Source organism: Methylophaga sp. OBS1 (assembly GCF_026319365.1).
This window is the reverse complement of record NZ_JAPDMS010000006.1, coordinates 144,354-160,296: the sequence shown is the minus strand read 5'-3', so window position 1 is coordinate 160,296 and position 15,943 is coordinate 144,354. Positions and strand designations below refer to the sequence as shown.

Genomic DNA, 15,943 nt, shown 5'->3' with positions numbered 1-15,943 from the left:
AGCCGGCAGAGTCACCGATAGCAATGACCAAGATCAGTCTATCGGGGTTTCCCGAAGGGCATAAAATTCCTGCCTGAATTCTGTCAGGCGACCGTTTTCTATCGCGGTTCTGATGTCGCGCATCAGCTTCTGATAGTAATAAAGATTGTGAATGGTGTTGAGCCGTGGCCCCAGCATTTCCCCAGTACGATCCAGGTGATGCAGATAGGCACGGCTGTAGTTGCGGCAGGTATAACAATCACAGTAAGGGTCCAGTGGACCGGTATCTGTTTTATAGCGGCTGTTACGAATCTTAATCACGCCCTGATGCACAAACAGATGACCGTTACGGGCATTGCGGGTGGGCATCACACAGTCGAACATATCGACACCCAGCATCACCGCCTCCACCAGATCCTCCGGCCGTCCTACCCCCATCAGATAGTGCGGCTTATCTGCTGGCATCCTATCGGCAAGGTGGGTCAGAATGCGAATCATGTCCTCTTTGGGTTCCCCTACTGACAGGCCACCAATAGCGTAACCATCAAAGCCAATTTCAGTCAGTCCGGCCAGTGATTCATCCCGCAGGTTTTCATGCATACCACCCTGAACAATGCCGAACAACGCTGAGGGATTATCCCCATGTGCGTGTTTGCTGCGCTCGGCCCAGCGCAGTGATAACTGCATCGATGTCGCGGCGGTTTTTTCATCAGCTGGATAGGGCGTGCATTCATCAAAAATCATGACGATATCGCTGCCCAAAGCGCGCTGCACCGCCATAGACTCTTCTGGTCCCATAAACACTTTGTCACCATTGACCGGCGAGCGGAAATGCACACCTTCTTCAGTGATCTTGCGCAGCTCTCCCAGGCTGAATACCTGGAAACCACCGGAGTCGGTCAGGATGGGTCCCTGCCAGCGCATGAAATCATGCAAGTCACCATGCTGACTGATGATATCGGTACCCGGGCGCAGCATGAGATGAAAAGTATTGCCCAGGATAATCTCGGCCCCGGTGTCGCTGACTTCTTCCGGGGTCATCGACTTCACCGAGCCATAGGTACCCACCGGCATGAATGCCGGTGTCTGAACCGTACCACGCTCAAAGGTCAACTGGCCGCGACGGGCAAAACCGTCCTGCGCAAAGAGATCGAACTTCATTGAAAAATTTCCGCAAAAAACGCCGCACAGGATACCATTTTCTACAACCCAGCAGCGAAAAGGTCACAAAACGCCGCCTGTTAGGCTAAGATCGTCGGTGTTTTCAATCTGGAGCTGTGCATGTCTGATCCGAAAATCATCGTTGCCCTGGACTATCCCGATAGTCATTCTGCTCTCGCTATGGCGGATCAACTCGATCCGAATATGGCCCGGGTCAAAGTTGGTAAAGAACTGTTTACCCGAGCAGGACCTGATGTCGTCCGTGCTCTGGTCAGCCGCCAATTTGATGTCTTCCTGGATCTGAAATATCACGATATTCCGCATACCGTCGGTCGTGCCTGTGCCGCAGCTGCTGACCTCGGTGTCTGGATGATGAATGTACATGCTTTGGGTGGGATGGCGATGATGCAGGCTGCCCGCGAAGCGGTCGGCGACGGTGATGATGCCCCCCGACTGATTGCGGTGACATTGTTAACCAGCATGGATCAGCAGACCTTTGACCTGATCGGCCTGTCAGGCACGCTGGCTGAAAATGTCGTTAAACTGGCCTGCCTTGCCAAGGACAGCGGTCTGGATGGTGTGGTTTGTTCTGCTCAGGAAGCCCCGGTTTTGCGTGAAGAGTTGGGGGAGACATTCCAACTGGTTACCCCCGGTATTCGTCCCGCCGGCAGTGACCGCGGTGATCAGCACCGCACTATGACACCCGCTGAAGCAGTAGCTGCCGGTAGTCACTACCTGGTTATCGGCAGACCTATCACGGCAGCCAGGGAGCCGATGCAGGCACTGCAGGAAATCGAACAGAGTCTTGGCTGATAGATTCGACAGAATAAAAAAGGCCATCAAAACGATGGCCTTTTTTTGCCCGGTTTGAGATCAGTGCTGTTAATTAACACCGATATCGGGATCGCCTTCTCCTTCATTCAAACTGAGTAATACGGAATCAGCATCACACTCGGCTTCGGTCAGGAAAGTACGGGTAACATCCACCGGCCCCAGATGCTGAATTGTTCTTCGGCCCAGCAAAATCGGATAAATCATATTGTCTCGATCACGCAGGCTGAACTGCTCTTCGTAGAGTGTGTTACCGACACAGATAGTCATTGCCACTACTGAGCGCTGATCGCGTCCGCCAGCCCCGACCGCGGTGAATTCACGCAGCAGAGGACGCTCAATTCGCTGACTGACCCGGTCACCGGTTTCAGCATCTTCAAAATCGATGGTGAACCGCACCCACTGCTCACCCTGTTTCTCAAAGCGCTCAATCTCCTCCGCGTGCATGGAGGATGTCAGGGCCCCGGTATCCAATTTGGCCTTGGCCTCAACGCCCCATGGCTGAACCTGGACTTTCTCTATCCAGCCCAGAGGCTCCTTTGCCAGTGATACCGTGCTGTGCAACAGCATCAGAAAACTGAGGGTGGTTAACAATCTGATCAAGCCGTTTCGCATAAGGGGTTTCTCCTGTTGCCAAAATCAGGACTTTAGTTGGCAGATCGGCCTCAGGGTTCCTCCGAGGCTGAGATCTTTCTCACAATTCAAGACAATCGGACACAAAAAAGCCCGCTTTCGCGGGCTTTTCAGATCGATTTGAGTACAGCTAGACTTTAAACTTGGCTGAAGCCTCCTGCAGTTGAGACGACAAACTGCCCAGCGTTTCTACCGCTACAGAGGACTCGCGGGCCCCCTCTGCCGTGTGCTCTGCTACCTGGCTGATATTGACAATACCGCGGTTGATATCTTCCGCCACGGCAGACTGCTCGTTGGCGGCACTTGAAATCTGAGCACTCATTTCATCCATGGTGGAAATCATGGCCGTGATAGTATCAAGCGCGGCCCCGGCACTGGAGGCTTTTTCGACACTGGTGCGGGCACGCTCACGGCTTTCATTCATCACTTTTACCGCCACATGTGCACCCTGTTGCAGCCGTTCCACCATCTCTTCGATTTCATGCGTGGAAGACTGGGTTCTTGCCGCCAGCGTACGCACCTCATCGGCGACCACCGCAAAACCACGTCCATGTTCACCGGCACGCGCGGCTTCAATCGCTGCGTTCAACGCCAGAAGGTTGGTTTGTTCTGTGATACCACGTATGACATCAACGATAGCACCGATGTTGCCAATATCGGCTTCCAGGTTGCTCAGTTGTTCCGCCGCTTTTTCTACTTCATTGGCCAGCGAATCAATCGCTTCCATGGTTTCCATGACCACCTGTTTACCAGACTTGGCTTCGTTATCGGCATTTCTGGCTGCCTCTGCCGCACTGGAGGCTGTCCTGGCGACTTCCTGTACCGAAGCCGTCATTTCGTTCATCGCTGTCGCCACCTGAGTCGTTTCAGCTTGCTGTTTCAGTACACCATCGACCGTTTCCTTGCTGATAGCTTGCATATTCTGGGTAGCGGTATTGAGTTGCGATACACCTCCCACAAGGGTGTGAACCAGGTTGGCGACATTTTTGCGGGCACTATCAAGTTCGAAAGCCATCCAGCTGAAATCGCTTTTACCGGGGATGACGACTTTTTGGGTCAGGTCCCCTTTCTTGATGTTCTGGATTGCCCCCACCAGCGTCGTCGCACGTTTATCACCAAAACGACCGATGACGTGTGCAAGATACATAATGATGACGCTACCAAGCACAACATAACCCAGAACAACATAGAACTGGTTGATTGCACTGATGTCAGAAACCATCATGTACCATTCAACAAAGACAAGCCCCAGCAAAGCGATAATGCCGAAGGCGCCTATGAGATACATTCTTTTTCTTAGTGAAAAGTTTTCAAGTTTAAACACGTCCGTCTCTCCCGGATAAAGCTCATTTTTATTAGTGCTCAGGCATACAAACTGAGGCCCACCGATCCTCCTTCTGAGCTGACCGTTTCAGCAGTCTCATTCTCTATATCGTCACCCTGACCGCCGGCTTGAGCAAAAATATGAGAATCACCTGCCTGTTCTGATTGCTCCTGTTGCTGATGCTGGTGTTCACCCACTTCAGCGTGAGCCAGTTGCAGGCCACTTTCAGCAAAACTCTCACGCAAACGCGGCAATGCCTGCTCAAGCGCTTCTCGTGTTGTTCCCTGCTGAGCTAGAAAAGTTACACTGGCTTGGTCATTTTGTACATTCAGTCTGACTTCAACCGGTCCCAAATTGGCCGGATTCATCCTTAATTCGGCCTGCTGTACGCCTTCTTTCGCCATATAAACGACGCGGCTACTCATCACCTGAGCCCACGCCGGATTCTGCATATTAGGCTGCACGGGCAAGCTCAGCACGGGTTGGCTGACCGTGGCAGCGCTGCTGCCCCCCGGAGAGGACAACAGACCACTCAGACTGGTTGGCGTCAGTGTGCTGGCTGTGCTCTCTGGGGCCGCTCTATCCGCCGCCAGAGGAGGCAGGGTCACTGCCGTCTTGCTGTCAGCCTGTTGCGCCTGCGCAGCTATCAGGTTACGCAGATTGGTGGTGACTTCCTGCTTATTTTGCTGGCGCTGTAATGCGTCCATGATGTCAGCACGGATTTTTGGCGGGTCAGCCTTGTCTTCTGACACCTGCTTCAAAACAGCTGCGAGGTTAGGCGTCGCTTTCTGAGCTTGTTGCTTTTCCTCTCCGGTGAGCTTGTTTATGGTTTCACTGATGGTTTTTGCGGCAGTCTGTTCAGTATTTTTAGCACTGGTAGCAGATTCAGCACTCTGCCCCTCTGACTGTTTAGGAGCTGTTTTAGTATTGTCACTACCCTGCTGGCTAGGGTTAACCTGAGTTTGTACCTTTTTATCAGTCTGACCAGCGCCAGCCTCGTTCTTTTTCGACGAATCAGTCGTTTGTCCGGCGGCGACCACAACGCCGTCCTGGTCTTCAGATTCTGAGGTCGCGTCAGCGGCATCTTGCTTCTCAGCGTTGGTCTCGTTTTTATCGGCCTGCTGCTCGGCATCAGACTCAGACTGTGTCTGCTCACTGTCTGAGACAGGTTTACTGCTTTCTTCCGCCGGCAATTTATTGCCGTCAGCGGCAACATTCTGTTCCTTATCCGCCGCTTTTGCCGCCTGGTCTTTATCTGATTGGCTGCGGCTGGAAGCGGCCCGCCCCTGTTCTATCTGCTGGTTAAGTTCAGAAGAAAATGCTGACTTATCAGTACTTTCACCGGCGCCGGCGTTTTTTTTGGCACTGACCGCCGCCATCGGCTCGGTCTGGATCATGACGGGTTGTGGCATAAATGCTCCTGATTCGATCACGCTGATCAATGAATGTCACCAGAGCATTTGCAATCGTTATGCCAGCATGAAAGCCTTCATCAGAACAATTCTATATTGCCACTCTCCATACTTTTCTGGGTGACCGACTGATGTTGGATACCAGCAACTTTTGGCGCTAACGTGGCCACTTGTTGTCTTACGCTGTTCAACTTTTGCCGACTCAGTTCAACATCACCAGACTGAATTGCTGTCTGTTGAAGTATCTGATTAATCTCTGCCAATTCTGTAATCATGTCGATTCGTTTATTGATATGTGTACTCAGTTGGCTACAGATATCTTCAAACTGCATGGATGTAACGGCCTGATTAACCAGACTGGCCATTGTCTGACTGGTTCGACGCAGTTCACTCAGTTCCCGTTGTTTTTGCTGATACTGACTCAGATTGGTGTCAGCCTCATGGACAGAATCCGTTGTGTCCTGGCTCAGCACAGTCTGGCTTTCCAGATTTTTCAGTATTTGTTGCTGCTGTAGCGCCTGCGAACTCACCGCGTGGAAGCTGTCACTGAGTTGGCTGATCGCATGGTTGACCAGCCTGGCAACCTGTCGGTTTTCTTCATCAACCAGTAGAAGCTGTTGTTTGACCATACTCAGGGTTTCTCGAGAGAGCTGTTCCACCTCTGCTTGAGTTTGCTGATGGTCGCCAGCATCCACTGGCAGCGTCGTGACGTTCGCCGGCGCTCTGACAAGCAGATAAACGACCAGACTGGACAGCAATAAAAGTAGAGACAGGCGCCAATCGGCCAGCCAGTTCGCGACTGCCGCCAGCACAATAGCGGTTACAGTTGCAGGGATTGTCCTGTTCATGTCTTAATGTCCATTGTTTTATCCCTGCTCACCATTTCCTTGTCGACTCAACTTGAGTATTTCTTTAGCTATTTCTGCTAACGGCAGGCTCCGCCGGGCAGCGCCTAATTTGAAAGCCGATCCGGGCATTCCCCAGACAACACTGCTTTTTTCATCCTGTACGATGTTGTGAGCGCCGGCCTGTTTCATTGCCAGCATGCCCCGTGCACCGTCCTCTCCCATGCCGGTCAGCAGGATGCCGATGGCTCTGGGGCCAGCGTGCTCGGCAACCGAATGGAAGAGTACATCGACTGAGGGTTTGTGGCGTGATACCGGTGGGCCGTCATCAAGCCGGCAATAATAGTGTTTGCCGTTACGATGCAGCAACAAGTGTTTATCACCGGGTGCGATATAAACATGCCCGGCAAGCACCTGCTGGCCATCCTCAGCCTGGCAAACCTGCAGCTGTGACAGACCGTTTAAGCGTTTGGCAAAAGCCGCACTGAAAGCGGCAGGAATGTGCTGGGTGATCAGCACAGCGGGAGCCGAGGGAGGCAGTGAACAAAGCACTGTCTTAATCGCCTCTGTCCCGCCCGTTGAAGCACCAATAGCGATTATCTTAGGTGAAGAAATGCTTGCCGTGGTTGTGATCAAATCTGGCGTCGACGGCTTCTGTTTTGCTGTCCGGCTGGGTCTGGGTGTCATTACCGGTACTGGCATCGCCGCGGCCGCCTTCACCTTTGAGATAATTTCCTGAGCGTAATCTTCTAACTGCCCGGAGAGATACAGTTTTGGTTTAGCCACAAAATCAAAAGCCCCCAGAGACAGAGCCTCTAATGTGACCTCAGCGCCTTTTTCGGTCAAGGTGGACACCATCACTACCGGCATCGGCCTCAGACGCATCAGGTTTCGCAGAAATGTCAGCCCGTCCATGCGTGGCATCTCGACATCCAGTGTCAGTACATCCGGGTTATGTAGTTTGATTTTTTCACGTGCCTGGTAGGGATCCGAAGCGGTTGCCACCACCTGAATCGCTTCGTCACTGTTGAGAATTTCTGTCAGCAACTGTCGAATCAGGGCGGAATCATCAATCACGATCACTTTCAGCGTTTTCATACCGGGTCTGCCTAGAACAATTCAACATCACCGGCTACGGGCTGGGTTTCCAGTTCCGCGACGTAATGTTGCTCACGCTGAATCACAGTATCGTTATGCAAGGACCGCAAACGCTTTACGCGCATGGCACCAGTAAGGGGACAAAACACCACCTTGCGCGGATAGATATCCCCCAAATCACTGGCCATGACCTTGAGTTCTTCCAGCCTTGTATACTCGAGTACAAAATCAATATTACGGCGGCCCACATCGTACATACTCTGAATAATCCGGCCACCGCCTACCAGTTTGACTTCCATATTTTCCCGACTGGCCCCCTGCTTGAGCATCTCATTGATCAGATACTCCATTGCGGCACTGCCAAAACGGGTCGCCATGTTCATCCAGCAGGGATTGCCTTCTGATGAAACCGGCAGCATAAAGTGATTCATTCCCGCCACACCGGCCCTGGCATCACGCAGACAGGCTGACACACAAGAGCCCAGTGTCGTGCAGATCAGCTCACTGAGATTGGTCGTCACATAAAACTCACCGGGCAACAGCTTGGCCGCCCAGCAGCCATGCTGCCTGTCCCAATAACGGTTTATATGTTCAAAACCGCTCAGTGGTGCTGGTTGACTCGTTTGAGTGAACATCATCGACTACGCCTGTATATGGTGTTACCCAGAGAGGTGAAACGATCGCTGACCTTGTAGAGGGACTCAGAGTGGCCGATGAATAAATGACCGTCCGCCACCATCAGGTCGGCAAAACGGTCAAACAAACGGGCTTGTGTTTGCTTATCAAAGTAAATGACAACATTACGGCAGAAGATCAGATCAAACGGTCCTTGCATCGGCCAGTCATGCAATAGATTCAGTCGCTTGAATGTCACTATTTCTCTAAGCTCTGGCCTGAGTCTGACAAGGCCGTGGTTAGTCCCGCTGCCCCGCTGGAACCATTGAAACTCGCTTTGCGGTAGCTTGCTCAATTTATCCACAGTGTAGATACCCGCCCTGGCATGGTTCAGGACATTGGCATCAAGGTCGGTGGCCAGAATTCTGATATCCCAGTCGACAAGCTGCCGGCTGCCAGCCAGGCACATGGCGATGCTGTAGGGCTCTTCCCCCGTGGAACAACCCGCTGACCATATGCGTAACTTTCTGCTGTTTGCATTACGTTGAAGTAACGCCGGGATAAGCTGCCGCTGCAAATAATCAAAATGATGGGCTTCACGGAAAAAAGCGGTGAGGTTTGTGGTGATGGCATTTATCAGAAACTCCTGTTCCTGCTGATCTCCGTGCTCAATGACATCACAGAAAGCCTTGAAGTCACCACCGTAATGAGAGCGGATGTGTTTCGACAGGCGGGCATAGACCATATCTTTCTTGGCTTGCGTCAGTGCGATCCCCGTCTGCCTGGCAATGAAAGTTCTCAGTCGGTTGAACTGCCTGTCTGAAAATATGAATTCGCGGCCAAGCACCCCCATCACCCTATCTCCTATCATTGAGACCGGTCAGTCAACTAAAACTCATCCCATTCATCGTCATCCTGCTGTGTTGCCGCTTGCCGGCTGAATAAAGGGCGGTTCTGTATTGCAGACCGCTCTTGCTGTGGCAAGGGGCTGACACCTGAAGCGGTTTGATTTGGCGGCTGCATCATGCGCCGACCGGTATCAAAGAAAGCCATCATTTGTTGCAGATTGTGCCCCTGCTCGTCCAGTGATTCGCTGGCAGCGGCAGCCTGTTCAACCAGGGCCGCATTCTGCTGGGTCATTTCATCCATCTGGGAAACGGCTTTGTTAACCTGTTCAATACCGGAAGCCTGTTCCAGTCCTGCAGCTGCAATTTCGGAAATGATATCGCCTACTCTCTTGGCTCCATCAACAATCTCTTCCAGGGTTTTACCTGACTCATCGACGAGCGCGGTACCTTCTCTCACTCTCTCGCCGCTGTCATTGATTAAGGCCTTAATTTCCTTGGCTGCAGAAGCTGAACGCTGCGCCAGGTTGCGCACTTCGGAAGCCACTACAGCAAAGCCGCGTCCCTGCTCACCGGCACGCGCGGCCTCTACGGCAGCGTTCAATGCCAGAAGATTGGTCTGGAAGGCAATTTCATCAATCACACCAATGATATCAGCGACTTTTTTACTGGAAGTATTGATGGCTGCCATCGCCTGAATCGCGCTTTGAATAACCTCACCACCTTTCTCAGCCTTCTCGCGCGCATCCATTGCCAGCTGATTCGCCTGACGGGCATTGTCCGAATTCTGTCTTACCGTACTGGTCAACTCTTCCATGCTGGAGGCCGTCTCTTCCAACGATGATGCTTGCTCTTCCGTGCGCTGACTCAGATCCACATTGCCCTGAGAAATTTCGCTGGCCGCAGCGGAAATATTCATCGCCGCCTCGGTGATATCCTGAACCACTGAAGCCATCTTGCTCACAGTACCGTTGATGGCCTGCTGTAACTGGGCGAAGTCGCCCTCATAGTCGCCTTGCATCAGTTTGGTCAGATCGCCTTCCGCCATGGCATTCATCACTACCGCTGTGGATTGCAATACTGACTCCACGTTCATTTGCAGTTGTTTCTGCCGGGTGATATCAGTAGCGTACTTCACTACCTTGTAGGGCTTGCCGTTTAAATCAAGAACCGGGTTATAACTGGCCTGAAGCCAAATCTCTTTGCCATCCTTTGCAATCCGTCTGTACTCACCGCTATCAAACTCTCCCCGGTTCAGCTTGGCCCAGAATTCGGCATAGGATGCACTCGCCGCCAGGGTCGTATCAGCAAACATCCGGTGGTGTTTACCAATGACTTCGTCACGGCTGTAGCCCACGATGTCCAGGAAATTATCGTTGATATCGGTAATAACGCCATCCATAGAGAAACTAATCACACCCATGGATTTATTGATGGCTTCCAGCTGACCATCCATATCCCTGCTGTGCAGTTTTTCCTCTGTCACGTTATGCCATTCCAGCATATTGCCAACATAGCTATCACTGTCATCAAACAATGCAGTCACATTCAGGTTGAATGCCAGCGGGCCAACCTGAATATCAGCGGAATAGGGCAGGTTCTCAGGATTGCTCAATAACTGGCGCTGGTGTTCAGGATGTTTATGGAAGATATCGATATTCGATCCCACCAGATTTTTGACACTAAAGCCGGGAAAGCAGGTTTTCAGCGTCTCCTCATGCTCAGCCAGCATGTTCAAGGTCGATTGATTGGCATAGGTAATATTGAAGTCCCTGTCTACCATCATAATGGCCGTGACGGCACCATCCAGTGCCTTTGTCATGAAACGGGTAAAGCTATCTTTCGGTTTTAGCGATGAGACCGCCATATCTGATTCCTTGTGAGCGTTATAGCTACTCAGCATCTGTTGAACAACCGAGTCCAATGTTTTATGCCAGGCGGATGCCACCGACTCATTCCAGGCCTCACCTGCTTCTCTGGACATCACGGTTAACAGACTGTCTTTAACTTTTTCGTAATCTTCGGCGCTGACGCCATAACTCTGGTGGCGGTGACCCAGTTCCTTGAGGTAATCCTGCAAAATTTCAGGGTTACGCAGATTATTGACCAGTAACATCAATGCCGCTAACAGCTTTTTCTGCTGGCCCGCAGTGGAAATGCCGTCAAACAGCGGCTTTAGCTCCGGGTGATGTGAAAACAGATGCAGGTAAAAGTCGTTGACAATCTGTTCACCCTTTTTTGCCAGTTGTGCAAAGCTCTCCTCTACAATCTCCGTGTCCGTTTTTGGCGCATTATCACGACTTGGCCGAAATGATTTGTCGGGAATGTCGTCAACCCGCTTAGCTGCAACAACCTGATCAACATCGGAATCATCCTGTGTCAGCCAGGCCAGGGGGTCATTACCTATCGCTTTTTTATTATCAGCCATCGGCTGTTCTCCCGCGCATCAGGTCCTGGGCCAGAGACTGATAATCTTCCGCCCCCGGACTGTTTTTTCGATAATCAAAAATGGTTTTGCCAAAGCTTGGGCACTCCGCCAGTGACACATTCTCTCTTACCGGGGTGAATAGCACTCTGCCCGGGAAATATTTCAGAATGCGGTTTCGCACCTCTTCGGTTAACCTGCGTCGCATTTGCATGCGGGTGGAAACCAACCATAGTCTGATTCTGTGGCCAGCCAGTTCCTCTGCCCGTTTAAGAATCTGAATCATCCGCGACAGGCCCTGCAGTGACAGGTAATCACCGGAGACCGGTATCAATAACTCGGCGGCAGCAAACATGGCATTGACGCCAAGCAAACCGGAAGAGGGTGGACAATCAATCAGCACATAATCGTATTGATTCAGTGAGGATTGCTGTAGCGCCTCACGCAGCCGGTGACCACGCTGGATGCCCCCTTCACTGGTATGTTCAAATTCATTCAAACGGTTACCGGCCACAATCAGATCCAAATTGTCACGAGCACTCATCTTAATATCGTCTATCGCAACGCCATCCAGCAAAACGCTGTCGAGCCCTGGTGAGTGATTATCAAAGCCAAGACTGGTAGCGACCTGGCCCTGTGGATCCAGATCCATCAATGCCACTCTCTGACCCGCCTGTGCCAGCGCATGCCCAAGGTTTACGGTGGTGGTGGTCTTACCGACCCCGCCTTTCTGGTTCATGATGGCAATAATGCGTGCTGCGTTTTGTGTCATCGTCAGCCAATCTGTTCACTGCTGAGTAATGTATCGATATCCAGTAGCGTCACCATATTGTCACCTATGTGCGTCATCCCGGAGATAAAACCGGTGTTGAGCTGTTCACCGAAATCCGGTGCCGACTTAATGTCTTCCTGTTTCACGTTATGCGCATCAGAGACGGCATCAACGACAATACCCACTGTACGCCGGGTGTACCCCTGGACATTAAGGACAATCACCACAGTGGTCTTGGTGTAGGGTTCAAAGGGCATATCAAACAAAAGCCTGAGATCAACAATCGGCACAATGGCACCACGCAGATTCAATACACCGCACAAGTGAGTCGGTGTATTGGGAATGGGGGTGACCCGGGTCCAGCCTTTTATCTCCTGCACCCGGAGAATATCAACACCATAGTGTTCCTGATTCAGCTCGAACGTCATATATTGCGGTATTCCGGGCTCGACACTGCCGATGACATCAAATCTATCCAGCATTTCATTGTTTTGGCTGAACTCAATCATGCTAATCCCTAGGCCGCCCGGAAAGTTTTGTTAACGTCACGTTGAGAGGGGTCACGATAAAGCGTCAACAGGCCGGAGATATCAAGTATCAGGGCTACGTCACCATCGCCCAGGATAGTCGCTCCCGCAATACCGGTCACTTTGCGATAGTTTTTTTCCAGGCTTCTGATCACGACCTGCTGTTGTGCCAGCAACGCATCCACCAGCAGACCGATCCGCTGATCTTCAAACTCCACCACAACCAGCAGCGCGTTCTCCAGACTGTTGCTGATGGTGGTCAGATTAAACAGTTGATAAAGCCGGAGTACCGGCACATACTCATCACGCAGACTATAAATCTCCCCTTTCCCTGCCACCTGTTTCAACGTCCCCGGCATGATTTCCACTGTTTCGATAATAGAAACCAACGGAATGATGTAGCGCTGGTCTCCGACCTGGATAATCTGACCATCCATAATTGCCAGCGTCAGCGGTAACCGGATGATGAAGCTTGAACCGACGCCAACGCCAGAACTGACATCAACACTGCCACCCAGGCTATGGATGTTTTTGCGGACCACATCCATACCCACACCACGGCCGGAGACATCACTGACCTCTTCAGCAGTGGAGAAGCCGGGCATAAAAATCAGTTCGTGGACTTGCTCCGGACTGAGGCTTTCTTCGCTACTAATCAAACCGCGTTCAATCGCTTTGCTGCGGATTTTTTCTTGATCAAGGCCAGCGCCGTCGTCACTGATTTCGATCACAATCGTGCCGCCCTGATGATAGGCATTCAGATGCAACAGACCGGTTTCCGACTTACCGGCAGCACGGCGTTGTGCCGGCGTTTCCAGTCCATGGTCCAGGGCATTACGCACCAGATGCACCAGTGGGTCGCCGATTTTTTCCATGACGGTTTTATCCAGTTCGGTCTGCTCACCGCTGATTAACAGTTCAACCTGTTTACCCATCTTCGCGCTGAGGTCATAGACCAGTCTGGGTAAGCGATTGAAGGCAAAACTGATGGGCAACATGCGGATGCGCATAATGCCCTCCTGCAGTTCACGTGTGTTTCGCTCCAGTTGTTCGAGCCCGTCAATCAGTTGCGGCAAACGGCTGATTTCGAAGTTCTCTCCCAACTGGCTCAACATTGACTGGGTGATGACCAGTTCGCCGACAAGATTAATCAGTGAATCAAGTTTCTCTGTCCCGACCCTGATCGAGGAAACAGCACTGTCGGCGCGGTCTTTTTTAACCACTGTGTCAGCGACAGGCAAGGCCATGGTTGATGTGGTTTCAGCCTCTTCAACAGAAAGAGGATGCCCGTCGGCGACGGTGGCATTGGAAAGCGGCGTAATCTCAAGCTCGCAATCACCCTCGACCCACTCAAAAATCTCTTTGAGTTGCACCAGGGTGGCATCGCCGTGTATCTCAATGTGCCATGCCAGGTAGCAATCTTCCGGTTCGAGATCACAAAATCCGGGTAAGCTGTCAGTATCGATTTCAACTGATAGCTCACCTAATTCGGCCAATTCCCGCAACATAAGCACGGGGTCATTGCCAGTCTGCAGCAGGTGACGGTGCGGTTTGAAATAAATAGACCAGCCCGTCATCAGTCTCGATTTTGGCTCATCAATCAAGCCCGGAGTGTCAGCAGCAGGTAAAGCCGCGTGCAATAAGGCCTCAATCTCCAGGCGGACGTCTTCTGCCAGAGCCTGATCATTGTCTTCACCCTGTTGCGCAGCAGCCAGCATCCCTCTCAACACATCAACTGCCTGCAATAGTGTGTCCAGCGCATGTTGGCTTACCTCGCGCTCACCGTTGCGCATCTGATCCAGCAGCGTTTCCAGTCCATGCGTGAATTCAGCGACCTGACCGAAGCCGAAAGACCCCGCGCCACCTTTGATGGAATGGGCTGCCCGAAAAATAGTGTTGATGATTTCAACATCGTCTGAGCCCTGCTGCATACCCAGCAGCCCCATTTCCATGGCATCAAGGCCCTCGGCACTCTCTTCAAAGAACACCTGATGAAACTGGGAGACATCTATGCTCATGTCCGACTCTGACTCAACAGCCTGAAACTCAGCCCAGTACTTTTTTTACTGTAGCGAGCAGTTGATCCGGGTTAAACGGTTTGACCAGCCACCCTGTGGCACCCGCAGCGCGGCCTTCCTGCTTTTTTTCCGGGCCCGCCTCAGTGGTAAGGACCAGAATGGGTGTGAAACGGTAATCGGGTAATTGACGTAGTTCCCGGGTCAGGCTGAGTCCATCCATCACCGGCATATTGACATCAGTAAGTATCAGATCGAACTTTTTCTGGCGGGCAATTTCAAGGGCATGTTTACCATCTTCAGCATCAGTGACCCTGTGACCGGCCCCCTTTAAGGTGAATGCCACCATTTGTCGCATAGAAGCAGAGTCATCTACTGCCAAAATGTCCGCCATAACAACATCACTCCATCTCATCACTTAATTCAGGACTCAAGATTTTGCCGATAAAAAGTGTCCATGCCTAATATATCGACTGCATCACAAAAAACCTTACTGGGTTCTGACCAGATCGTCACCAGTCCTTGTGCCCGGGCATCGCGCTGGAAACTGAAAAAAAGCTGTAAAGCCGCTGTATCGATACGTTGCAGCTGACTGACATCGATATTAACGGCCTGCCCATCAGCCATCGCAGCAAGCAGTTGTTGATAAACCTCTGCGCACTGAGCAATGGTCAGTTGTTCACCACAGTCAATTTCTCTAATGCCGTTCAAGTCTGGCTCCTATGCCTTTGAGTAAAGAATCAATGCGAGATGTGTGAATGCGCTTGCTAATGCCGGTGGGTATCAAAACCGCGCTTGCAAATAACAAAGTGCCGTTTCAGGCCGCAAGCCACAAGAAAGCGTCTTTATTCTGTCTCCGCTCTGGCGTTCAGCATCGCTGTCATTAGATGTCGACATCAGCCCCCCGGCCCAGCACTCCCGCACAAGCCTGCCGTTATTTAGTTATCGGCTATCAACAGGAAAAGATGACATGACTTTTGATCCAGAGGCGAGATAACGGTTAACGGTCTCTAATCATGACGACGCGCTCGTAACCACATAGCGTTGGTGTGTTCATCATTTTCGCGCTGCTCGCGTTTTTGCTCTATGCGTTCTTCATCAGCACGGTAACGGGCCATGAGGGTATCAAGCGCCCGTTCTTTATTGCGGGCCTGCACCCAGTTCTGTTGCTGACGGTTTACCACCTGCAGGCTCTGATTGACCTGATGTTCCTGAGCCTGAATCGCCTGGTCCAGTTGTGCCAGAAAGCCACGCAGGTCCAGTGCTTTTTTTGCGGACATTTGCATCGGATCGCCCTGCCGGAAGCGGGACAGATATTCATCTCGGTATTGGATCAGTTCATCCAGCTGATTCTGCTCACGTTGCAGTAAGGCATTTTGCTCACCCAGTTTAATCAGTTCCGACTCGGTGGCCTTACGCGCCATATCAATCACCGGATTCAGTTTCCGTGTTCGACTCATA

General features: G+C 51.7%; 16 protein-coding genes. 1 reads left to right on the top strand and 15 read right to left on the bottom strand.

The features are described 5' to 3' along the window. Window positions 1–33: 33 nt before the first annotated feature. On the bottom strand, window positions 34–1,140 hold the full coding sequence (tgt, locus tag OMQ46_RS15390) for a tRNA guanosine(34) transglycosylase Tgt (protein WP_266238334.1): 1,107 nt from the start codon (window positions 1,138–1,140) through the stop codon (window positions 34–36). Between the two features lie 120 nt (window positions 1,141–1,260). On the opposite strand from tgt, the gene pyrF reads away from it, so the two are divergent. Beyond that, window positions 1,261–1,953: an orotidine-5'-phosphate decarboxylase gene (gene pyrF / locus OMQ46_RS15385; RefSeq protein WP_266238332.1), complete on the top strand. Its 693-nt coding sequence runs from the start codon at window positions 1,261–1,263 to the stop codon at window positions 1,951–1,953. Between the two features lie 69 nt (window positions 1,954–2,022). Here the strand turns inward: pyrF and OMQ46_RS15380 are convergent, their stop codons facing one another. The 14 genes from OMQ46_RS15380 to fliJ all read right to left on the bottom strand — a co-directional run bounded on the left by OMQ46_RS15380 (window position 2,023) and on the right by fliJ (window position 15,942). Continuing rightward, on the bottom strand, window positions 2,023–2,586 hold the full coding sequence (locus OMQ46_RS15380; protein ID WP_266238331.1) for an ATP-dependent zinc protease: 564 nt from the start codon (window positions 2,584–2,586) through the stop codon (window positions 2,023–2,025). A 148-nt stretch (window positions 2,587–2,734) separates the two neighbouring features. Next, on the bottom strand, window positions 2,735–3,892 hold the full coding sequence (locus tag OMQ46_RS15375; RefSeq protein WP_266238329.1) for a methyl-accepting chemotaxis protein: 1,158 nt from the start codon (window positions 3,890–3,892) through the stop codon (window positions 2,735–2,737). A 74-nt stretch (window positions 3,893–3,966) separates the two neighbouring features. Beyond that, on the bottom strand, window positions 3,967–5,340 hold the full coding sequence (locus OMQ46_RS15370; protein ID WP_266238327.1) for a flagellar hook-length control protein FliK: 1,374 nt from the start codon (window positions 5,338–5,340) through the stop codon (window positions 3,967–3,969). An 80-nt stretch (window positions 5,341–5,420) separates the two neighbouring features. Further along, window positions 5,421–6,188: a hypothetical protein gene (locus OMQ46_RS15365; protein ID WP_266238326.1), complete on the bottom strand. Its 768-nt coding sequence runs from the start codon at window positions 6,186–6,188 to the stop codon at window positions 5,421–5,423. 18 nt (window positions 6,189–6,206) lie between these two features. Continuing rightward, window positions 6,207–7,283, bottom strand: a complete 1,077-nt coding sequence (locus tag OMQ46_RS15360) for a protein-glutamate methylesterase/protein-glutamine glutaminase (protein ID WP_266238325.1) — start codon at window positions 7,281–7,283, stop codon at window positions 6,207–6,209. 11 nt (window positions 7,284–7,294) lie between these two features. Continuing rightward, complete coding sequence (gene cheD / locus OMQ46_RS15355; protein ID WP_266238323.1) at window positions 7,295–7,921, bottom strand: chemoreceptor glutamine deamidase CheD; 627 nt, start codon at window positions 7,919–7,921, stop codon at window positions 7,295–7,297. Then, window positions 7,918–8,751 (bottom strand): CheR family methyltransferase, encoded by an 834-nt coding sequence (locus OMQ46_RS15350; protein WP_266238321.1) that lies wholly within the window; start codon window positions 8,749–8,751, stop codon window positions 7,918–7,920. Before OMQ46_RS15350 ends, cheD begins: the two co-directional genes overlap by 4 nt. Before the next feature lie 35 nt (window positions 8,752–8,786). Beyond that, complete coding sequence (locus OMQ46_RS16600) at window positions 8,787–11,171, bottom strand: methyl-accepting chemotaxis protein (RefSeq protein WP_323135168.1); 2,385 nt, start codon at window positions 11,169–11,171, stop codon at window positions 8,787–8,789. Continuing rightward, window positions 11,164–11,940, bottom strand: a complete 777-nt coding sequence (locus tag OMQ46_RS15335) for a ParA family protein (RefSeq protein ID WP_266238320.1) — start codon at window positions 11,938–11,940, stop codon at window positions 11,164–11,166. The genes OMQ46_RS16600 and OMQ46_RS15335 overlap by 8 nt, the downstream gene beginning before the upstream one ends. 2 nt (window positions 11,941–11,942) lie before the next feature. After that, complete coding sequence (locus OMQ46_RS15330; protein WP_266238318.1) at window positions 11,943–12,449, bottom strand: chemotaxis protein CheW; 507 nt, start codon at window positions 12,447–12,449, stop codon at window positions 11,943–11,945. 8 nt (window positions 12,450–12,457) lie between these two features. Continuing rightward, window positions 12,458–14,485: a chemotaxis protein CheA gene (locus OMQ46_RS15325; protein WP_266238316.1), complete on the bottom strand. Its 2,028-nt coding sequence runs from the start codon at window positions 14,483–14,485 to the stop codon at window positions 12,458–12,460. A gap of 28 nt (window positions 14,486–14,513) precedes the next feature. Further along, entirely contained in the window at window positions 14,514–14,876 is a 363-nt protein-coding gene (locus OMQ46_RS15320; protein WP_266238314.1) for a response regulator, read from the bottom strand. A 29-nt stretch (window positions 14,877–14,905) separates the two neighbouring features. Beyond that, window positions 14,906–15,193 carry an STAS domain-containing protein gene (locus OMQ46_RS15315; protein WP_266238313.1) on the bottom strand — a complete coding sequence of 96 codons (288 nt, stop codon included), beginning with the start codon at window positions 15,191–15,193 and terminating at the stop codon, window positions 14,906–14,908. A 299-nt stretch (window positions 15,194–15,492) separates the two neighbouring features. Continuing rightward, a complete protein-coding gene (fliJ, locus tag OMQ46_RS15310; RefSeq protein WP_266238311.1) occupies window positions 15,493–15,942 on the bottom strand; it encodes a flagellar export protein FliJ in 450 nt (149 codons plus the stop codon). Between the last annotated feature and the right edge of the window lies 1 nt (window position 15,943).